The organism is Anabaena sp. FACHB-595 (assembly GCF_048568275.1).
In the GTDB taxonomy this organism is placed as follows: domain Bacteria; phylum Cyanobacteriota; class Cyanobacteriia; order Cyanobacteriales; family Nostocaceae; genus Trichormus.
In genome coordinates, this window is record NZ_CP183473.1 from 3,742,109 (window position 1) to 3,762,114 (window position 20,006).

Genomic DNA, 20,006 nt, shown 5'->3' on the forward strand with positions numbered 1-20,006 from the left:
AGCGCTCTTAATTTCAACTTGCTCCTCACACTATTAGAAGATAACACCGCCTTGAAATCAAAACTAATGTTATCAGTGACACTTTCCTAACTGCACCATTGTGAGAAGTGAGCAAGTGCTAAATTTTCACCTTTTTAACGCTGAGTAACGCTAAGGTTAGCGCCAAGGCACGCAGAGGTTTTCTGATGAGCATTCGCTAGTTATCAAATAATCAAGCGCTCCTCTACACCCATCTTTAGTGTAAAAAGTGACGCACCCCAGTCAACACCATCAGCAAACCGAGTTCATTAGCAGCTTTGACAGAATCTTGATCCCGCAGGCTTCCCCCTGGTTGGACAATGGCGCTAATACCGGCGGCGGCGGCGGTTCTCACTGTATCATCGAAGGGGAAAAATCCATCGCTGGCGAGGATTGCACCTTTAGCTTTGTCTCCAGCTTGTTCTAAGGCAATTTTCGTTGAACCAATGCGGTTCATTTGTCCTGCACCTACACCTAGAGTAGTGCGATCGCTTGTCACAACAATAGCATTAGATTTAACGTGTTTGCAGACTTTCCAAGCAAACAGCAATTCTGCTAATTCATCGGGTGTAGGTTGGCGTTCTGTCACGACTTGCCATTGACTTGTGTCAGCAGCAATATCATCCGCAGCCTGCACCAGGAAACCCCCGGCGATTTGTTTGACTAAAGTTTTAGGGCCGGTACTCAAATCAGCCAAAGTCAACACCCGCACATTAGATTTCTTGGAGAGGATTTTTTGCGCTTCTGCATCACAATCAGGCGCAATCACACATTCTAAAAACGTCTTGGTTAACTCGCTGGCTGTCGCTGCATCAATAGGACGGTTCAGGGCGACAATCCCCCCAAATGCCGAAGTAGCATCAGCATTAAAAGCCTTTTGGTAAGCCTCCACAATGGTATCTGCCAACGCCGTACCGCAGGGATTAGTATGTTTAATAATCGTTGCGGCTGGTGTATCAGTGAACTCTGCAATAATGCGTCGGGCGGCTTCTAAGTCAACCAAGTTATTGTAACTCAGTTCCTTACCTTGCAGTTTCTCGGCTGCTGTCCACCCTGTTGGCGTAGTCCCCGTTTGATACCAAGCTGCTGGCTGATGGGGGTTCTCACCGTAACGCAGAGATTGTAATTCAGTACCGCTTAGGGTGTGCTGTTGTGTACCTGAGAGGTAAGAGGCTATAGCGCTATCATAACTTGCTGTATGTAAAAACCCTTTCAAAGCCGCCTTTTGCCGAAATTCTAAGGAAGCCACTCCGTTATTTTGCCGTAATTCTTGCAAATACTCGTCATACTGCGCCGGATCACATAATACCGTCAGATGAGCAAAATTCTTCGATGATGCCCGCAACATCGCCGGGCCGCCAATGTCAATTTGTTCCACAGCTTCCGCCAACGTCACCCCTGGTTTAGCAATAGTAGACTCAAAGGGATAAAGATTCACCACCACCAAATCAATCGGGCGAATTTGGTTATTTTCCAAATCTGTCAAATCACTAGCTACATCCCGCCTAGCCAAAATCCCCCCATGAATCCGGGGATGTAGAGTTTTCACCCGTCCACCCAAAATCTCTGGCGAACCCGTGTAATCTGCAACCTTCGTCACAGGTAAACCAGCATCCTTGAGGGCTTGGGCTGTCCCCCCACTGCTGATTAAATCAAACTCAAATTCCTCCACCAAGCGACGAGCTAAGTCAATTAAACCAGTCTTGTTAGATACACTCAGCAGTGCTAGACGCGCCATGTCTCAATTCCTCAGATGCCAAAGACCCCAATTTTCACACAACCCTTGCTTCACTTCAAGGGCATCAGGAATAACATAATCAGCCATCATATTTTAGTGAGAATCATTAGAGATGACAATTAATAACTTGCCATCATCAAGACGTAAACCAGCGATATGAATCAATTCAAAATTCAAAATAAGCTCAACAACCCCAGACCCAACTACGAGTAGATAAGGTCTGAGATTCACCCACCTTGAGATGAGCAAAAATGACTCTACCGGGAAGAGTTTTTTCTGTGTCACTGATTAAATCAGTTTGAGGAATCCTGATTCGGAAGGAAATACTGGGTTCAAGGACTAAATAAGTTAACCTTTGAAATTCATTCCCCTGCCCCTTACGCCTCTCCCTCCTGCTATATATTGAGAATGCAGAGAATCAACTCTACAACCCTACACTCAATATCAAGACCGCGATGACCTATTTAGAAACAGCCGCACAATTTTATAGCGAAGTTGCCCAAACGCCGCAAGTGGGGCTGTGTTGTGTTCAAAGTACACCTCTACAACTACCAGGGCTGAAAATTCCTTTACCCATGCAGGAGATGAACTATGGTTGTGGAACCACTGTTCATCCTACGGAACTTGGCAAGCAACCTACCGTCTTGTATGTTGGTGTGGGTGGTGGGTTAGAAGCATTGCAATTTGCTTATTTTTCTCGTCGCCCTGGTGCTGTGATTGCAGTTGAACCAGTTGCCGCGATGCGAGAAGCAGCAGCACGCAACCTAGAAATGGCTTTAACAGACAACCCTTGGTTTGACAGCAGTTTTGTAGAGATTCGTGAAGGAGATGCCTTTAATTTACCTGTGGCTGATGGGTCAGTTGATATCGTCGCTCAAAATTGTTTGTTTAATATTTTCGAGCCTGAAGATTTGACCCGTGCGTTAAAGGAAGCGTATCGGGTGTTAAAGCCTGGTGGACGGTTGCAAATGAGTGACCCTATTGCCACCAGTCCCGTCCCTGCACATTTGCAACAAGATGAACGGTTGCGCGCTATGTGTTTGTCTGGCGCACTTACCTACGAAGAATACACCCAGCGTATCATTGATGCAGGCTTTGGTCAGATTGAAATTCGGGCGCGTCGTCCTTATCGCTTACTAGATTCCCAAACTTATAACTTAGAAACGCATTTACTTTTAGAAAGTCTCGATTCCGTCTCATTCAAAGTGCCTATGCCAGAAGATGGCGCTTGCATTTTTACTGGTAGAACTGCAATTTATGCCGGTTGTGACGCATTTTTTGATGACAAAGCCGGACATATCCTACAACGTGGCATTCCGGCAACCGTATGCGATAAAACTGCTGCTAAACTAGCAACTGTAAAGCCAAAAGAAGTAATAATTACTGATTCTACTTGGCATTATAACGGTGGTGGTTGCTGTTAATTTATACTCCTGAAAATGTTGTTAATTAGTCTATTTATTGCTACCCTGTTCCTGGCTTATGCTAATGGAGCTAATGACAATTTTAAGGGTGTAGCTACGCTGTTTGGTAGTCGGACAACAAGCTACCAATCAGCAATTTTGTGGGCAACTTTTACGACTTTTGCAGGTTCTTTGACTGCTACTTATTTAGGTAGGACAATAGTTAAAGAGTTTACTGGTAAGGGTATTCTCCCAGATGCGATCGCCAATGCACCAGAGTTTCATTTAGCCGTGGCGATCGCATCTGGCTTGACGGTAGTACTGGCTACCACGACAGGATTTCCCATTTCCACATCCCACAGTTTAATCGGTGCAATGTTTGGTGCTGGGCTAGTAGCTTTTGGACTCCAGGTAAATTTTGCCATTTTAGGAATCTATTTCATTTTTCCCTTATTATTAAGTCCTATTATTGCTATTGCCTTAAGTGCAGGAATTTACAGTTTAATTAATTACTTAAATATTAAGCTGAATTGGCAGTTAAATCAAAAAATAATTGATACTATTCATTATATCAGTGCTGGTACATTTAGCTTCGCTAGAGGATTTAATGATACTACTAAAATTGTCTCCCTAGTCCTAATTATCGATTATTTCTCACTTTCTGGAGCAATGATTACTATCGCAATGGCTATGGGTCTCGGTGGTTTACTCAACTCTCAAAAAATTGCTGAAACCATGAGTAACAAAATTACCTCCATGAATCGTATCCAGGGGGTATCTGCTAATATCATTACTAGTATTCTAGTGATTCTTGCTAGTAATTTTGGGTTGCCTATATCTACAACTCATGTCGCAGTATCTTCTATTTTTGGTGTAGGATTAATTGGTAGTAAAGCCAATAAATATATTTTTTATCAAATTTTATTAGTCTGGTTCATCAACTTGCCTATTGCCACAATTATTGGCGGAATCACTTATAGATTATTACAAGGTTAGCAACACTCCCATATCTTAACTTATATTCAGGAATAGTCATCAATGACAACTACACCAAGCCCTACCATAAATACAAAAATAACTCCTTTTAACTCTAAGTTAAATTCTCCTTTAATCAAACAAGAAATCAATGTTTTACAAATTAATTTAGGTAAACGCTGTAATCTTGCTTGTACACACTGTCATGTTGAAGCTAGCCCAAAACGCACAGAAGAGTTAACAGCAGAAATCTGCCAACAGTTAATCGAGGTAATTCACCGATTCCCGCAAATTCAAATTGTCGATTTAACTGGCGGCGCACCAGAAATGAACTATGGATTTAAGCCATTAGTAGCAGCCGCACGCCAAAATAATAAACAGGTAATTGTCCGTTCCAATTTAACTATTTATTTTGTGGAGGGGTTTAACGATTTACCTGAATATTTTGCTGCCAACAAAATCAGAATTGTAGCATCCATGCCTTGCTACCTAGCAGATAATGTCGATAAAATGCGTGGTACAGGTGTATTTGATGATTCCATTAAAGCTTTACAATGGCTAAATCAAGTTGGCTATGGCAGAGACCCCAGTTTAATTTTAGATTTGGTTTATAATCCCCAACTACCTACAAGTGAAAAATTTGCCCTAACCCCTGAGCAAAGTAAATTGGAGCAAGACTATAAAACCTTCTTACAAGAACATTTCCATATTAAATTTAACAACCTGTTCACGATTACTAACCTACCAGTTGGCAGAACCAAACTCTATTTAGAACGGAAAAAACTAGAAACCAGTTATTTGCAGTTTTTAGAATTGCATTTCAACCCGCATACAGTAGGAAATTTAATGTGTCGCAATCAATTATCTATAGACTATTTAGGTAATATATATGATTGTGATTTTAATCAGATGATGAATTTACCAGCGAAAACTCTGAATGGCGAAACTCTGACTGTTGCTAAATTAATCGAGGCTAGTAGTTTGGATCTGATTAATGAAATTCAAACTGCAAACTATTGCTATGGTTGTACTGCTGGTTGTGGTTCTAGTTGCAGTGGTGCTTTGGTATGACAGGGAACACTCAGTTGCAAATAATTGTTCTATGTCAGCAAAGGTTAATTTTATTACAAACAGTGTTATTTTGCATTGAGAATAGCTGAGATGCGTTTATGATGTATTTAGTTTAAATCTCCTCACACCACATTAAAAAAACCGTAGATTACTCAATGTTTCTACGGTTTTTATTTTTTGATTAGAGATAAAAATATTACTCTTTAGCAAATATTTAATCCAAAGTACAACCTATCTAAGCGCCAATTATTAATTTTTTCCCAAAAAATCCTGTTACCAAAATTGTTACAAGTGTATCACTGCCGGGCAGTTGCCCTATGATGATCTATTAGTTAAGCTCCTCACACCACACAAAAAGCCGCGAAACAACTAGTTTCGTGGTTTTTTTATGTTGTATAGTCAGGGGCATAAGTTTTAGATGAGCGCTGAGTAAATATTCTTCCCCTGCTCCCTACCTTCTCTCTCAAGCAAATGCAAACAACCGTTAAACTTCATTGCGAAGTAAGAAGCGAAGTGAAACAACGTGATAAGTTTTGATGATGTGACGCAATCGCACCAGAGGATAAGGAGAATACGGTGGCAATCGAATCAAACTTATTAAACGGCACAGTTCTACCAAAAGAAGAAATTAGCGAATATGTTGCCAACCTCCAGCTACACATGACTTTGCAAGCACGTAATCTAGTTCCACCCTTAAGGCAGACTCAGACTATAGAAGACAGTAGACAACAATTGCTGCATCAAACCCAAGCTAATTTTGAGAAGCAGGCTTCTCGGCAAAGATTATAATATAAAAAGACATAAAAGAACAGAAAAACAAATAAAATAAAAGCAGATATTGTTGGTTCCACACCAAAAGTGTTACCCTCAAGTCTGCTTTTTCTATTTTTTGTAGTCTATATAGTTACGAAAATCACCCTTTGGGAGCAATAGCAAAGAGCGGAAAGCCGTTAAAATTATTGCAGCAGTTCCCCTGATCCAATCCGTTAAGGCTAAATGGCAGCTCACATCAACATGACTTCATTACTTCCCCGAAATCTTAGCGTTGTCATCCGGCCAGTCTATTATCGGGACTTGGACGGAATTGAGCGAATATCGCAAGAATCATTCGCAGCTCATACCCCCCAAGGCGCTAGTTCTATTGCTAATCGGATGCAATGGTTACGTCGCTGGTATGGGTTACTCAAGTTTTTAAGTTGGTTCCCTAACCCGCTACAATACCGCTTTTGCGCCTATGTAGCCGAACAGGGGCGGATGCTCTTAGGAATGATTCAAGTTTCGCCGTTTAACCGCACACGCAGCACCTGGCGAGTTGATCGGGTAATTTTGGATCGGGCTGTCGATAAGCAGGGAATTGGCTCACAGCTACTACGCCACTGTTTTGAAGGAATTTTAGAAGCTCGTACTTGGCTGTTAGAAGTTAATGTGAATGATACAGATGCGCTAGCGCTTTATCGGCAAAATGGATTTCAGCGTCTGGCAGAAATGACTTATTGGGAAATTGATCCCGAACTATTAAGTGAATTAGCGCAAGCCGAGCCAGATTTGCCGAATCTTTTGCCAGTTAGCAATGCGGATGCTCAACTGTTGTATCAATTAGATACAGCATCAATGCCGCCGTTGGTACGTCAAGTATTCGATCGCAATACCCGCGATTTTAAAACCAGTTTGTTCGGCGCTTTAAGAGATGCAGTCAAACAATGGGTGACAAAAATTGAAGTTGTAAGTGGCTATGTGTTTGAACCACAACGCAAAGCAGCAATAGGTTATTTCCAGTTACAGCTAGACCGCAAAGGGGAAACTCCCCACGTTGCCACCTTGACAGTCCACCCTGCTTATACTTGGCTATACCCAGAATTATTATCTCAACTGGCGCGAATTGCCCAAGATTTTCCTCAACAAGGCTTACAACTAGCCTCATCTGATTACCAACCAGAGCGAGAAGAATATTTAGAACGTATTGGAGCCAAGCGCATAGAACACACGCTGATCATGTCTCGTTCAGTCTGGCACAAACTGCGGGAATCAAAATTTGTCTCTCTAGAAGGGATTCAATGGACTGATGTTCTCCAAGGACTGCAACCAGCCCGCAAACCAATCCCTGGGGGTATGTCATGGGTACACACCAGACAGCAATCATCCCCAGATATTCCAGTACCAAGCCCATCAGAACCTATGGCCTTTGGGATTAAAGATGTACCTAATCAGCCAGAGACAGAAGATGGGGAGATTGGGGAGTAGGGGAAGCAGGGTAAAGAAAATTGGCAACTGACAACTGTGACAACTGACTAATGACTAAATACATTTCAGCCTTGGGATTGGATGTGGGGCGTAAGCGTGTTGGTGTAGCTGGATGCGATCGCACTGGGTTGATTGCTACGGGAATTACCACCGTTGAGCGCACATCTTTTGACCGGGATGTCCAGCAAATACAAAATATAGTTAATGAACGCCAGGTACAAGTTCTGGTTGTGGGTTTGCCATATTCAATGGATGGTTCCTTAGGATTTCAGGCTCGTCAAGTGCAGAAATTTACGTCAAGGCTGGCTAAAGCTTTGCAGTTACCTGTGGAATATGTTGATGAGCGACTGACTTCTTTTCAAGCAGAACAGATGCTCATCGCTGAAAATGTTTCCCCATCACGGAATAAAGGTTTAATTGATCGCAAGGCAGCAGCTTTAATTTTGCAGCAGTGGTTGGATATTAGACGAACTAATGCTCAGAGTTCAGTGGCAGTAGAGTATTGATACCTTTGAACATGATATTCTGAAAGCTGTTACACAGCAGTTGTATCTAAGATTAAAGCTATTTGCTTGACATGATATGTCATTCAAGAGCAAAGCTTTGTTTACATCTGTTGGTACTTATAAAGTCTCACACCTTGGCTATGTTTTCCTCTCCATTTTCCGAAGATAACGACAATGCTCCTAATGGTTCCATCACCTTAACCGATGAAAAAGGGCGATCGCTTGAATGTTATGTAGAACATTCGCTCTCGGTAGATGAGCAAGAATATGTTTTGCTGCTTCCTGTCGATTCACCCATAGAAATTTTTGCTTGGGAAGGTGAAGACGAAGACGAAGAAGCAGTCCTAGTAGAATTTGATGATGCGATTATTGACGAAATTTTCCCCACTGCTCAGGCTGTCCTAGCAGAACAAAATTTGGTACTCAAACAGACTGCTTATGCTTTGACGGTGGCTGGTGATTTACCACCAGTGGAAGAGTCAGAACTATTTACTCTAGAAATCGAAGAAGAAGAAGCAGCAGATTTAGAACCAGAACAACTCCAGCTACTTGCTAACTTCTATCACGATGAACAGGAGTACGCAATTTATACCCCTCTTGATCCCCTGTTATTTTTTGCCAAAATTACAAAAACTGGTCAGCCTGTCCTACTCTCCCCAGAAGAGTTTCGTAAAGTGCAACCCCTGTTAGAAGAACAACTTTTTAATGAAGTTGAATAAGATCAAAAGTTTTCAGTTAAAAATTAAAAGATGACATTTTTAATTTTCAATTGAGGATTCCCAATCATCGTTAGTTGTACCGTAGGACAATTCGATCTCCAAGGTCAAGCCGTTTTAGGAACTATCGGTTGGCTAACTTTGTTATTACGTCACCACGGTAATCAATATAAATCTACACAGAATGTCAAAATCTCAAGATATGTGGGTTTTGGCATTTTAAATTTTGTAGGTGTAGTATTGCCTTGGGCTATTTCACATTTTAAGTTAAGCGCAGGGATAGAGTATGACTTGGCACAAGTTTTTACAGCCTGATTTGATTTTGGCTGGTTCAGTGTTGAACCTCACACCAGATATTATTGAACATCACCAGCTCAAAGGGTTGGTTTTGGATGTAGACGAAACCTTAGTACCAATCACAGTAGGATCGGCTTCACCGGAACTGAGAGACTGGGTAGAACAGATTCGCAGCGTGACGGCGCTGTGGTTGGTGAGCAATAACATGAGTGAAGCCCGCATTGGCGGGATTGCCCGTTCTTTGAACCTACCTTATTATTTAGGTGCAGCCAAGCCCTCACGGCGTAAGATTAGAGCTGCACTGCAAGAAATGAATTTACCAGTTGAGCAGGTAGGGATGGTAGGCGATCGCTTATTCACTGATGTTTTAGCTGGTAATCGCTTGGGTATGTTTACCATTCTGGTAGAGCCAATCATCCATCCTGATGCAGCTCTGCGCTCTCACCCCATCCGCAATTTTGAAGTTTGGTTCTCAGAGATTTTAGGAGCTTCTATTAACCCTGAGCATACAAAAAGTTACAAAAATTAACAACTTGTTAAATAACTAAAATCTAAAGAAATAATTAAAGAAATCCATGAACAGCAAAAGATCGGGGATCATAAGTATTAATAACATGGGGTCAGCAATAAAAGACCCTAGTACATAACAAGTAACTATAAATCAGTAAAGCGTCAGCCTTCACTTATAGAGGGACTGGCGCTTTACTATTGAGTAGTTAGTCCAGAGTAAAAACTGTTGACTGTTGACTAGAAGAGGCAGGGGGAAACCCTCTCCCCATCTCCCTGCCCCCTGCCCCTTTTCCTCTTCTTGACCAATGACCTTTTTTGAATTCAAAATGCAAAATTCAAAATGAAGAAGAATTTTTTTGAATTTAATAATTTTGGGTACAAGCCCCCACCATAATCTTTGATTTGGTGGTCTACCCTTCGGGTTCTCCGCAGGAGTACAATTAGTGGCGAGTCCAAGCTCCCACTAATTGTCTTTAATTTTGAATTTTGAATTTTGAATTTTGAATTGGAGCGAAGCGACTTGACCAAAACAATTGTCGTCAAAATTGGCACTTCTAGCCTTACCCAACCAGAAACCGGACAACTAGCCCTCTCTACCATTGCAACTTTGGCGGAAACACTCTCTCATTTAAGACAGCAAGGTAATCGGGTGATTTTAGTTTCCTCTGGGGCTGTGGGAGTGGGTTGTGCGCGGTTGGGTTTAACCGAACGTCCCAAAGCGATCGCCCTCAAACAGGCGGTGGCCGCAGTGGGTCAAGGTCGATTAATGCGCGTATATGACGACTTATTTACCACCTTACAACAGCCAATTGCCCAAGTGTTGCTAACTCGCAGCGATTTGGTACAACGTAGCCGTTATCTCAACGTATACAACACCTTTCGGGAATTACTCGCGTTGGGGGTAATTCCTGTAGTCAACGAGAATGATACCGTTGCCGTCGATGAACTGAAATTTGGTGATAATGATACCCTTTCGGCTTTGGTTGCTAGTCTTGTAGAGGCGGACTGGCTATTTTTACTCACAGACGTAGACCGATTATACTCAGCCGATCCCCGTTCTGTCCCCGATGCCCGACCAATATCTTTGGTGACAAGCATCAAAGAATTAGCAGACTTACAAGTGCAAACAGGTTCTCAAGGTTCTCAATGGGGTACTGGGGGAATGATGACAAAAATTTCGGCGGCGAGAATTGCGATCGCGGCGGGAGTGCGTACTGTGATTACTCAAGGACGATACCCCCGTAATATCGAGAAAATTATCCAAGGGGAACTGATTGGAACTCATTTTCAACCCCAACCAGAACCAACTTCCGCCCGTAAACGTTGGATTGCTTACGGTTTAGTCCCGGTTGGTAAATTATACTTAGATTCTGGTGCGATCGCCGCTATAGTTAAAGCAGGTAAATCCTTATTGCCAGCAGGAGTTAAAACCGTTGCAGGTGAATTTGAGCCTCAAGATGCAGTACAGTTATGCGATCCTCAAGGTAACGAAATTGCCAGAGGACTGGTTAACTATAGCAGCAATGATTTACAGAAAATTTGTGGTCGTCATTCTAAGGAGATTCCGACGATTTTGGGTTATGTAGGTGCGGAAACCGTGATCCATCGAGATAACTTAGTATTGACTTAAAAAATAAAAACCCCGTTAAATAGCGGGGTTAATGTTACTTTAGCCACAAAATTTACCATAAAAAATTACTAGCTAGCACCCTGAAAATAGGTAAAAGGTAGGAAATCCCACCTTTTTACAGAGCTTATCTTTTAGCCTGGGTTTAATATTACATAAGCATTTGACAAAAATATTACAATCTTATGAAATTTGTGTGTAGATGAAGAGAGCGATCGCTTAAGGGACTTCCAATTAAAAAAATATACTATCATTTGGATGGCAAGGGGGCAGGGAGCAGGGGGAAAGACAGTTGTTTGGCAGCAGATAAATTGGATAGTTTATTTTCTGGAAGTCCCTGAGTAAACTTATCCCTGAATAATGTCACTCAATTCAGTATGGTTGCGTTTTACTTCTGACCAAAAAGCTACCCAAAAAATAATTAACATCAATATAGGCATTCCTAGCAATAGTGCAGTCATCTGACTAGGCATATCTGTTACGGTTGTAGGAACGATCGCACTATACCAAAACAAAAGCCAAAACCCTAAAAATGCCATCGCAGCATTATCTACACTCATCTGCACATGAATTAGGGTTTGCTGGGATTGCTCTTCAAAACGTCCTCGAATCACTGGGAAAAATGAGTGGCGGTAATTAATTATACGAATAATTTGAAAACCCTCTTCAGATATGCTGCCTTGATAGGTAAGATGTTTTCTTGAGAATCTCAATGCTTTTGGGGGTTCAATGTTTGCCCTCAGCCGTTGCACAACTATCGGCAGCGAGTCAGGTGTCACGATTGTCAAGGTCTCGTATGGTAATATTTTCATGGTGCTTTAAGCTACTTGCTGAAAATAAACCCTGATCATCTGCGGAAAACCTCAGCATCAAATTCTTCATTACAGGGTCATGTTTTGAGTTTTCCCATAGTCAAGACTTCTCTAACAACTTGTTAAATGCTATTATTTTGTTCGGAAAACTGAGCTTAGTCATTTCCGATTGCTAGCGATGGGTAGGTGATCGCTTCACCTAACGAGATGCTATCATGACAAAAGGAAACTCTGTATCAACAGTTTCCTAAATGAATAAATATCTGGAGAGGTGTCCGAGTGGTTGATGGTGACGCACTCGAAATGCGTTAAGGATGCAAGTCCTTCGGGGGTTCAAATCCCCCCTTCTCCGTTTTTTCCTTACACAGCAAGCCTTTTAACTTAATTACTGATTGGTTGAATTAGTTGAATTGGTTGAACAAATGGTTGAATTGGTTGAACTTATAAAACCATTATCAATCTATTAATAAAATTAATTTATTAAATATACCCTTAACTTCCTTCTCACCTGTAACCCTAACCCTGAGAACTGAGGTTAAGGGTATATGTTCTTATCCTTTAGTGTTAACAAGATTGCTATCGCCATCGCCTGCTTAGATACTCTCCCTGATTTCATCTATTTCACCAAATTCATCCTCAATTGCGCGAACGGTAAGACTATATAAAACTAAAACATGATTAGATAACATGAATAAGTATTATTGTTATTGACTAAAATCACATAACAACAATGATTTTTATTATATGCAATGCTGAGATAAAATGATACATTTATTGCGTAAAATTACTAAATAAAATGTATATAAAAATAATAAAATCCACAATTTATATAGTTAATTTAACTATAAAATCCAAATATTCATTATTGTATGTAATTTTGTTTTCTTGTTGTATATCCTTACTGCTAATATTAATTCATAAAAATTTCAATAGTGAAAAAGATATTTTTTGGAAACTATTAGGATTAACTTCCTTTATTTCAGGAGTTTTAGGGTTTTTAATAGATATATTGCTATACTTCAATAGTCAAAATAAACTTAAACGCAAAGTCAAGTTAGTACGGACAAAACAAGAAAAAACAATATCAGAGCATCAAATAATCTGGAACTCAAAAGGTGGGAATATAGAGCAAAATATAGCAAGAGATTTTATTGGAAGAGATGCAGTAACTAATAATAATAAAAAAATCACTATTAAAAATAGAGAAGTAGAAGTTAACCCTAACAATATTATTCAAACATTTGATGATTTTAGAGACATTTTAGCGCAAAGTATAATTCAAAGCTCTGATGCGCTAGAAGCAATACGTGAGTTTGCACAGGAATTAACTGAGCAATTACGCAATCAACCAGAAGTAAAATCATCTTTTGGTGTAGATAAAAATATTAGTATAAATGGATTATTGAAAGAAGTTTTTATAGAGTTATTAACTAAAAACTATAACCAAATAAATGAAAAAGATGAAAACGGTTTAATTGTTCATTCTAATAAAATTGAAGGAATGAATATATCTAAGACTTCAAATTTTATAGAGTACTTTAAATACTGGGGACACAATAATTATGATATAATATATAAAACTTATACTATTCAATTATTTCAAGAAGAAGGTAAACTATGGCATTATAGAATCAAAAGAAGTGATTCATCTTTTTTAGAAAAAACTAATGGTAAACCACGTTTACGTTCAAGTGATATATACACTGCAATTGGTAAAGCAATTAGAGAGATAGAAAGAGAAATAACTAAAACCTGGAAAAATAATTCTGAGCCAATTTGATTATTTATTAGTTAACAAATATCATTATTTTATATCTTTAATTTATTCAAATATCACTAAATAATAGTAGATTTTGTTAAATCTTGTAATTATATATGTTTTTTAACATTAGTAACAATTTCCAGCATTTACTTATAAAATATATATTTTTAGTGAAAACTTACATAAAAGTTACCTGCATATAATTACAATGTAGATAATAATCTTAATTATCAGGAGCTAAAAAATGGCAGGTAGTTTTAATATTAATACTGGCGGTGGTCAATTTAATCAAAATATTGGACGTGATTTGATCCAAGGTGATTACTATGCGGCAGCACAGCCCCAAAGCCTTGCTGAAACTGCTGCTGAAATTCAACAGTTACTAAAACAATTAGAGCAAACATACCCGACTACAACTAGAGCAGAACAAAGGAGAGTAGCTACAGAAGCTATAAATCAAATTGAAAGTAATCCTGCATTTAAAGAGCGAATAATTAAAGCTGTCCAGTATGGTAGTTTAGCAGCTTTTGAAAAAGCTATTGATAATCCGCTTGGAGCATTCATCACTGAAGCAATCAAAGGTTGGCAAGAATTTGAAAGCTAATAACGTTATTTTCTAGCTAATCAATACAAGCGAAAAAATACCTCCTATAAATTAAACTAGGAGGTTTATAAATTATTGATGTGTTATTAGTTATTTGATTACATCTGGTAAATTAATTCTCTCAATATCTAACTTGAGATAGTGTTCTTTAATTATTTGTTCGCTGTTACCAACTAACTCAGCTAACTTATGTATCGGGTAATCATTATTAGCGTGATAACTAATCATTGTGTGCCTTAGTTGGTAGGGTACACGATATTTGATACCCATATTCTCTAATAGCAACTTCCACACTCTATAAAATACATTATGGTTTATTGGTTTACCTTGGATATTTTTAAAAACATATCCTTTTCTATGTGGAATATCGTTTAATAGCTCCATTAGCTCAGGATTAATAGGAAAGTATCTATGTGATACCGTTTTAGTACCTTGTTTTTTAATTATTAGTCCTCCTCTATTCATTTCTGCTTCACAAAATTTAATCCGCTTTTTCTGCAAGTCTACATTCTCCCACTTCAAAGCAATTGCCTCTGATGGTCTACATCCTGTTAACCAGCAAAAGTAAACATATTTGTAATATTGATAATGCCTACCTTGCCTGCGGCTGTAAGTTTCATTTTTCAAAGCTTCTAGGATTCTATAAACTTCATCAACTGAAAAAATATCAATGTCGTCTTCTTCATTTACTACGCTACATTTTTTTTCAGTTTTAATGTTAATGCTTTCGAGAGCATCCCGGTATTCAATCCCCCACTTACGCGGGATATTCCCTTGTTTACTATTCCAGTCAATAGCGGCTACTATCAACATAAATCGAGACTTACTGGTTTTCTTTGTTCGGCTAGTATTGTTAAATATCCACTCTATTAACTGTTGTTTATCTTCTAATTTATGAAAAGGACAACTGTTTAATAATCGTCTTATTAGTGCAATGTGACTTGTTATATATGTTTCTGTCCAAGTACCCAATGCTACATGAAATTTAACATAGTTATCCCATAACACAATTAAGTCATCTTTCTCTACTAACCTGACGCTTCCTGTCTTCTTAGCCTTAAACTTTGCTTGTTCACTCTTGACCATATCTTTGAGTGAATCTATTTCTATCAGTTCCCCTAGCGCGATTAATCGGCTTATCTCCTCATCTACCATCACGGCTAGGTTTAAGGCTGTAAGCTTATCCCCTCCTAATCCAATAGTTTTTCTCCCTAACTTACTGCTTAAGCGTAACTGGTACATTTCACCGTACTGAGTTTTCATTGTCATTACGCTTAAGTGTTTGTAATCGCTTCTTGACGCTACCATTTTTTACCTCTCAGGGTAGATGAACTGATAGCATTTTAATTCAATTGGTTGAATAATTGGTTGAAGTTAGCTTATATTTGTTATCACTAAATACTGTAAATATTGTATATCAACATTTATAGCTTGCTTAGTGGACGCACTCAAAATGCGTTTTATAGAAACCTAACGGGGGTTCAAATCCCCCCTCCGTCTTTTTTACATCATTCTCAATAAGTCAATCACCTCAGTTAGATGATTCTTAGCCTTGTACAGCGCCAGTAGTCTCTCTTGCTGGTATCTATTGGGGTAATCCATCCGCCTACCTTCAAAACTCAGTCGGAGTAACGCTGATTGTTCACAGGTAGGTGTTGCCATCTCGTCTAGGATTTGTCCCATTGTCTCAAGACCAAAGAATGTAGGAGGTTTTAGCCCCTTTCCATCCTCTAATTGTTGGAGTGCTAAAGCCGGGAACGCCATTAAGGTAGTGATATAGCTAGCCTTCTGTCCTCCTGTTCCCGTTGGTTTTAAGCCATACCGTTTCACCAGTAGATTTAATTGGGGGATAGTCAACAGTTCTAATTCAGCACGACTAAACATAAAATAGATTCATCCATTTGTAAAAGTGGTATCAGTGGGTAACAACTTTCTCAGGGTAGATACCCACTGACTAAAAATTGAAACAGATGCGCGCAACTGATTCAATCTTCAGATACATTTCTCAACAATGCCTAACCCCAAAGGAACACCCGAAAATTTAGAACCATCAAAACCAAAGGGTGAGGAACCTATGACTGCTAACCTTAGTTTTCGCGTCACCGAGTCGATGAAACAAGCGGTTAAGGCACAGGATGACCCTGCTCAATTCTGTAGAGACGCGATACAAGAGAAGCTAGATAAGCTTTCTAGTGAAGAATAGAGACAGTATTTGATTGCCCAGAAGCGATCGCCTGTGGGCATTGTAAACAAACATTTTACCTACATTACTTAACTACTCGTATTTCGCTCAAGCCAAGCAACTAAATCAGATACATTTGAAAAACTTAAAAATTCTTCTCCCAAGGCTTCTAACTCTTCAGTAGATAATATTTTGATACGCTCAACTATTGATAAATCTATCTCACCAAAGCGCCGATTTAACTGTCGATTTAAAAAGCGAAAAGCTTCTTTCTGCTCACCCTTCTGCTCACCCTTTTGCAAAATATCCTGATAAATAACTGATTCCTGCATAATATCCTCGCTTAATAACTGACGAATCAAACCCTTCTCAAACCGCAAACCAGCTAATATCTCGGTGTAGGCTGCTGTATTTTGCCTTGTCTCTCTATCTGAAATTCTTAAATCTCTTGGAGAATCAGTTTGACACAAAGGTGCTAATGGTAACAATGCCAAATTACCCAAAAATAAGCTGGAATCTTGCTCCCACATTCTGACTGCACGATAGCGATGTCTAGTTGTCTCATTCACATACTCTTCAGTAAAAGCAATTTCATCATCTGTCTCCTGCAAAAATATTACCACCTGTACAATTCGACACTTATACTGACGTTTTAATCTCACAGAATAATCCAGCATTCGGAAAGGAATCGCGGGATTAGACTGTGTTAAAGTCTGAAATTCAATATGCAAAATCAAATTGCCAGTTTGTAAAAAAATCACAGAATCTGCGCGAATAGGCTCTAAACTTAACTCAGTTTTTAAAACCTTAACATTGGTAGATTCTTCACCAATTAACCATCGGATAAAATCTTTTGGATATTTCTCTGCAAGCGCCTTACAAACATTATCAAAACTCACAATAAGAACCAAGTTAATATCATGATTATATTATTATTAAATGGGGATATACTGGTTCCTGAGTTGGTGAGGTATATTTTCGACTTTACTAACCTTGTTTGAGAAGATTGGGGTGTACCTCAGTTGCTCTGTCTTACTGAATCATAGTGTCAGGTTGCTGACAAAATCGAAGAGATGGTGAGCTAGTTGCAATTTAGAACAAGGTGGGATTGTCACTTGTCTATCTTGGTTATCTAAGAAGATAGCTTGATTATTATCGCTACCAAAACCACTATCTGCTTTGTCGATGGGGTTTGCAACGATCGCATCTAATTTCTTACTATATAATTTCTCTTTAGCTGGTGTAACTATATCCCCTGTCTGAGCAGCAAAACCAATTAAACGCTGATGGGGTTGTTTGAGTTTACCTAATTGAGCAACGATATCGGGTACTGGTTCCAAAGGTAAAGACTGGGGGAGCGATCGCTTGGGTAATTTTTCTGTACTATAATCTTGAGGTTTGACATCAGCCACAGCCGCAGACATAACGATGATATCTGCATTGGGTAAATATTCCAACATTACCTGCTGCATTTCTTCGGCATTGATAATGGGAATTGCTTGCACACCCAAAGGTACAACCCAACTCGCCACCCCATGCACCAATGTCACCTTTGCCCCACGGTGTAAAGCAGCTTGGGCTAAAGCCAGTCCCATTTTACCAGTAGAAGGATTACCAATAAATCGCACCGGGTCAAGATACTCCCTTGTACCTCCCGCACTAATTAAAACTCGCTTCCCGGCTAAATCTCGCTTACCTTGAGTATGTAATAGAGATTGAGTGTAAGCCAAAATCTCTGGAGGTTCCGCCATTCTACCAGCACCGACGCGATCGCACGCCAATAATCCCGATGCTGTGCCAATACCATGATATCTGCTATCTGTTAACAACTGCTGCCAATTACGCTGCACAGTGAGTTGTTCCCACATATCAGTATTCATCGCCGGCGCTAACAATGCGGGACAATTGGAAGCTAACACTGTATTGGTGAGTAAATTATCAGCCATCCCGTAAGTGAGTTTAGCTAAGGTATTAGCGGTGAGGGGAGCAATCACCAACAAATCCGCCCACTCACCCAACTCGATATGCAACGGACGAGAGTGAGTAGATTGCCAAAAATCATCATCTGTATAAGCAGGGTGACGGGAGAGGGTTGATAAAGTTAAAGGCGTTATAAATTCTTGTGCGGAACGGGTAAGAATGACTCGAACTTCCACCCCCGACTTAAACAAATTCGAAACGACCTCACAAACCTTATAAGCAGCGATACCGCCACCCACAGCAACAAGAACCCTACTTTTGCGATTTTCAGCTTGCGGTTGAGGATGAGCCATAACAAAAACTGAAGAGTAAGGAGTTAGAGATAATTCTTAAGGACGAATTATTTCTAACTCCTGATTATCAAATACCTAAGCTTCGTCGTATGGTTCCAAATCTAACAGATGGATGTAAGATTCTACCAACTCTGGACGCTGAAAAGCGATCGCCCGCAGTAGATGCCAGTCGTTTAAACCATCAAAAGCATTGCTATAATTGTCCATCTCTAGACGAGTAGCCAGTTCCTCCACCTCTGCTGCGGTCATGGCAGCAATTTCTTTTTTGGAAATGCTTAAAGTTTTCATAATGCTTGCCCCTCCCTTATGCAGCATTTGCACCCAGCGCGGGTTAAGTGGCGCTGTAAAGTGCCACTCAATCTATCTTACTCACTAGATGGCATGGAATTCCTAAAATTTTTCAGGATTTATACCATATTTTGTAAAAAAATTGTAACTCAGACTAAACAAGTGCATTGACAATGAAATTTCTGGCTACATTTAACATTTCCAAATTGATTTCGTGTCCAGCCTCAAATTCCTGATATTGGACAGGAACACCCAGCGATTCTACGGTTGTGCGTGCCTTGACAGCAGCTTGCAGGGGTACAACTTCATCCCTTGTACCATGTAGGATCAGAGTTGGGGGGATATTAGTATTATCTGGGCTAATGGCTTCAGGATGTAAATACCCACTCATCACCACCAAACCAGCCAAAGGTAATTTTGAGCCGACATCAAAAGTCATCGCCCCGCCTTGAGAAAATCCACTTAAGATAGTGCGGGATAAAGGCACACCAGTACTACTTTCTAAAGAAAGTACAAAATCTTTCAGCAGTTCCCGACTTTCCGCCAATCCCTCATACATATTTTCTTGTCTCAAGTCATACCATGACCTACCGAGAGGAGCATAGGGATATGGATAAGGTGCATTGGGAAAGACAAACTGGTAATCAGGCAAATTGAAATAGGGTAATAAAGATGCCACATCCTCAGCATTAGCACCCCAACCATGCAAAGTCACAACTAAGCCGGCGGGTGTTTGAGATTTAGCTGGGGGAACGGTAGTGAATTGCAAAGACAGAGGTTTGCTCCTAAAATCTGACACTCCTAGTAAATCCTATCTCTAGAAGTTATCGTTAAGCATCACTCTGCTTCGTCAGAACTCCAGAAACTTGTATGGTCTTCAGCTTGCAAATTCAAATGCTGCTTCATGGTATCGGCGATCGCGCAATCGGTTAATCTGGTTCATAGGGGTTTCTGTGGTAACTACCCCTTCCCTGTAAACTTTG

The 20,006-nt window shown here is 39.9% G+C and carries 20 protein-coding genes and 1 tRNA gene; 13 read left to right on the forward strand and 8 right to left on the reverse strand.

Annotation, left to right across the window (positions count from 1 at the left end):
• Positions 1-235: 235 nt before the first annotated feature.
• Positions 236-1,756 (reverse strand): bifunctional phosphoribosylaminoimidazolecarboxamide formyltransferase/IMP cyclohydrolase, encoded by a 1,521-nt coding sequence (gene purH / locus ACN222_RS15465; RefSeq protein ID WP_010997244.1) that lies wholly within the window; start codon positions 1,754-1,756, stop codon positions 236-238.
• Between the two features lie 455 nt (positions 1,757-2,211).
• On the opposite strand from purH, the gene arsM reads away from it, so the two are divergent.
• From arsM to proB, 9 genes are all read left to right on the forward strand, one after another.
• Entirely contained in the window at positions 2,212-3,180 is a 969-nt protein-coding gene (gene arsM, locus ACN222_RS15470; RefSeq protein WP_010997246.1) for an arsenosugar biosynthesis arsenite methyltransferase ArsM, read from the forward strand.
• A 15-nt stretch (positions 3,181-3,195) separates the two neighbouring features.
• Positions 3,196-4,155 carry an inorganic phosphate transporter gene (locus ACN222_RS15475; RefSeq protein WP_010997247.1) on the forward strand — a complete coding sequence of 320 codons (960 nt, stop codon included), beginning with the start codon at positions 3,196-3,198 and terminating at the stop codon, positions 4,153-4,155.
• Between the two features lie 42 nt (positions 4,156-4,197).
• Positions 4,198-5,205 carry an arsenosugar biosynthesis radical SAM (seleno)protein ArsS gene (gene arsS / locus ACN222_RS15480; RefSeq protein ID WP_010997248.1) on the forward strand — a complete coding sequence of 336 codons (1,008 nt, stop codon included), beginning with the start codon at positions 4,198-4,200 and terminating at the stop codon, positions 5,203-5,205.
• 582 nt (positions 5,206-5,787) lie between these two features.
• Positions 5,788-5,994 (forward strand): hypothetical protein, encoded by a 207-nt coding sequence (locus ACN222_RS15485; protein ID WP_044523102.1) that lies wholly within the window; start codon positions 5,788-5,790, stop codon positions 5,992-5,994.
• Positions 5,995-6,201: 207 nt separating this feature from the next.
• Positions 6,202-7,446: a GNAT family N-acetyltransferase gene (locus ACN222_RS15490; protein WP_010997250.1), complete on the forward strand. Its 1,245-nt coding sequence runs from the start codon at positions 6,202-6,204 to the stop codon at positions 7,444-7,446.
• A gap of 50 nt (positions 7,447-7,496) precedes the next feature.
• The gene (gene ruvX / locus ACN222_RS15495; protein WP_010997251.1) at positions 7,497-7,952 is read left to right on the forward strand and encodes a Holliday junction resolvase RuvX; all 456 of its coding nucleotides are present in this window, start codon (positions 7,497-7,499) and stop codon (positions 7,950-7,952) included.
• Positions 7,953-8,092: 140 nt separating this feature from the next.
• Positions 8,093-8,671 (forward strand): DUF3727 domain-containing protein, encoded by a 579-nt coding sequence (locus ACN222_RS15500; protein ID WP_044521623.1) that lies wholly within the window; start codon positions 8,093-8,095, stop codon positions 8,669-8,671.
• Positions 8,672-8,954: 283 nt separating this feature from the next.
• Entirely contained in the window at positions 8,955-9,494 is a 540-nt protein-coding gene (locus ACN222_RS15505; protein ID WP_010997253.1) for a YqeG family HAD IIIA-type phosphatase, read from the forward strand.
• A gap of 501 nt (positions 9,495-9,995) precedes the next feature.
• Positions 9,996-11,105, forward strand: coding sequence for a glutamate 5-kinase (proB, locus tag ACN222_RS15510; RefSeq protein ID WP_010997254.1), 1,110 nt, complete (start codon positions 9,996-9,998; stop codon positions 11,103-11,105).
• Between the two features lie 344 nt (positions 11,106-11,449).
• Here proB and ACN222_RS15515 read toward each other — a convergent pair whose 3' ends face one another.
• On the reverse strand, positions 11,450-11,914 hold the full coding sequence (locus ACN222_RS15515; RefSeq protein ID WP_010997255.1) for a hypothetical protein: 465 nt from the start codon (positions 11,912-11,914) through the stop codon (positions 11,450-11,452).
• 265 nt (positions 11,915-12,179) lie between these two features.
• On the opposite strand from ACN222_RS15515, the gene ACN222_RS15520 reads away from it, so the two are divergent.
• The 3 genes from ACN222_RS15520 to ACN222_RS15530 all read left to right on the forward strand — a co-directional run bounded on the left by ACN222_RS15520 (position 12,180) and on the right by ACN222_RS15530 (position 14,280).
• A tRNA-Ser gene (locus ACN222_RS15520) sits at positions 12,180-12,266 on the forward strand.
• 444 nt (positions 12,267-12,710) lie between these two features.
• The gene (locus tag ACN222_RS15525) at positions 12,711-13,694 is read left to right on the forward strand and encodes a hypothetical protein (protein WP_010997256.1); all 984 of its coding nucleotides are present in this window, start codon (positions 12,711-12,713) and stop codon (positions 13,692-13,694) included.
• Positions 13,695-13,920: 226 nt separating this feature from the next.
• Positions 13,921-14,280 (forward strand): hypothetical protein, encoded by a 360-nt coding sequence (locus tag ACN222_RS15530; RefSeq protein ID WP_010997257.1) that lies wholly within the window; start codon positions 13,921-13,923, stop codon positions 14,278-14,280.
• 90 nt (positions 14,281-14,370) lie between these two features.
• Here ACN222_RS15530 and ACN222_RS15535 read toward each other — a convergent pair whose 3' ends face one another.
• On the reverse strand, positions 14,371-15,543 hold the full coding sequence (locus ACN222_RS15535; protein WP_197535800.1) for a site-specific integrase: 1,173 nt from the start codon (positions 15,541-15,543) through the stop codon (positions 14,371-14,373).
• A gap of 240 nt (positions 15,544-15,783) precedes the next feature.
• Complete coding sequence (locus tag ACN222_RS15540; RefSeq protein WP_010997259.1) at positions 15,784-16,164, reverse strand: hypothetical protein; 381 nt, start codon at positions 16,162-16,164, stop codon at positions 15,784-15,786.
• 127 nt (positions 16,165-16,291) lie between these two features.
• On the opposite strand from ACN222_RS15540, the gene ACN222_RS15545 reads away from it, so the two are divergent.
• A complete protein-coding gene (locus ACN222_RS15545; protein WP_010997260.1) occupies positions 16,292-16,483 on the forward strand; it encodes a hypothetical protein in 192 nt (63 codons plus the stop codon).
• 68 nt (positions 16,484-16,551) lie between these two features.
• Here ACN222_RS15545 and ACN222_RS15550 read toward each other — a convergent pair whose 3' ends face one another.
• The 4 genes from ACN222_RS15550 to ACN222_RS15565 all read right to left on the reverse strand — a co-directional run bounded on the left by ACN222_RS15550 (position 16,552) and on the right by ACN222_RS15565 (position 19,822).
• On the reverse strand, positions 16,552-17,361 hold the full coding sequence (locus tag ACN222_RS15550; RefSeq protein WP_010997261.1) for a DUF4351 domain-containing protein: 810 nt from the start codon (positions 17,359-17,361) through the stop codon (positions 16,552-16,554).
• Positions 17,362-17,502: 141 nt separating this feature from the next.
• Positions 17,503-18,735 (reverse strand): bifunctional phosphopantothenoylcysteine decarboxylase/phosphopantothenate--cysteine ligase CoaBC, encoded by a 1,233-nt coding sequence (gene coaBC / locus ACN222_RS15555; protein WP_010997262.1) that lies wholly within the window; start codon positions 18,733-18,735, stop codon positions 17,503-17,505.
• Positions 18,736-18,810: 75 nt separating this feature from the next.
• The gene (locus ACN222_RS15560) at positions 18,811-19,023 is read right to left on the reverse strand and encodes a DUF2555 domain-containing protein (protein ID WP_011320507.1); all 213 of its coding nucleotides are present in this window, start codon (positions 19,021-19,023) and stop codon (positions 18,811-18,813) included.
• A gap of 154 nt (positions 19,024-19,177) precedes the next feature.
• Entirely contained in the window at positions 19,178-19,822 is a 645-nt protein-coding gene (locus ACN222_RS15565) for an alpha/beta hydrolase (RefSeq protein ID WP_010997264.1), read from the reverse strand.
• Positions 19,823-20,006: the final 184 nt, after the last annotated feature.

Excerpts from the sequence above, each read along its gene's own strand:
- coaBC (WP_010997262.1), bottom strand. The coding sequence starts at position 18,735 with ATGGCTCATCCTCAACCGCAAGCTGAAAATCGCAAAAGTAGGGTTCTT.
- ACN222_RS15500 (WP_044521623.1), top strand. The coding sequence starts at position 8,093 with ATGTTTTCCTCTCCATTTTCCGAAGATAACGACAATGCTCCTAATGGT.
- ACN222_RS15525 (WP_010997256.1), top strand. The coding sequence starts at position 12,711 with ATGTATATAAAAATAATAAAATCCACAATTTATATAGTTAATTTAACT.
- ACN222_RS15530 (WP_010997257.1), top strand. The coding sequence starts at position 13,921 with ATGGCAGGTAGTTTTAATATTAATACTGGCGGTGGTCAATTTAATCAA.
- ACN222_RS15475 (WP_010997247.1), top strand. The coding sequence starts at position 3,196 with ATGTTGTTAATTAGTCTATTTATTGCTACCCTGTTCCTGGCTTATGCT.
- ACN222_RS15535 (WP_197535800.1), bottom strand. The coding sequence starts at position 15,543 with ATGAAAACTCAGTACGGTGAAATGTACCAGTTACGCTTAAGCAGTAAG.
- ACN222_RS15490 (WP_010997250.1), top strand. The coding sequence starts at position 6,202 with ATGGCAGCTCACATCAACATGACTTCATTACTTCCCCGAAATCTTAGC.
- ACN222_RS15545 (WP_010997260.1), top strand. The coding sequence starts at position 16,292 with ATGCCTAACCCCAAAGGAACACCCGAAAATTTAGAACCATCAAAACCA.
- ACN222_RS15505 (WP_010997253.1), top strand. The coding sequence starts at position 8,955 with ATGACTTGGCACAAGTTTTTACAGCCTGATTTGATTTTGGCTGGTTCA.
- ACN222_RS15540 (WP_010997259.1), bottom strand. The coding sequence starts at position 16,164 with ATGTTTAGTCGTGCTGAATTAGAACTGTTGACTATCCCCCAATTAAAT.
- ACN222_RS15560 (WP_011320507.1), bottom strand. The coding sequence starts at position 19,023 with ATGAAAACTTTAAGCATTTCCAAAAAAGAAATTGCTGCCATGACCGCA.
- arsS (WP_010997248.1), top strand. The coding sequence starts at position 4,198 with ATGACAACTACACCAAGCCCTACCATAAATACAAAAATAACTCCTTTT.
- purH (WP_010997244.1), bottom strand. The coding sequence starts at position 1,756 with ATGGCGCGTCTAGCACTGCTGAGTGTATCTAACAAGACTGGTTTAATT.
- ACN222_RS15515 (WP_010997255.1), bottom strand. The coding sequence starts at position 11,914 with ATGAAAATATTACCATACGAGACCTTGACAATCGTGACACCTGACTCG.
- ruvX (WP_010997251.1), top strand. The coding sequence starts at position 7,497 with ATGACTAAATACATTTCAGCCTTGGGATTGGATGTGGGGCGTAAGCGT.
- arsM (WP_010997246.1), top strand. The coding sequence starts at position 2,212 with ATGACCTATTTAGAAACAGCCGCACAATTTTATAGCGAAGTTGCCCAA.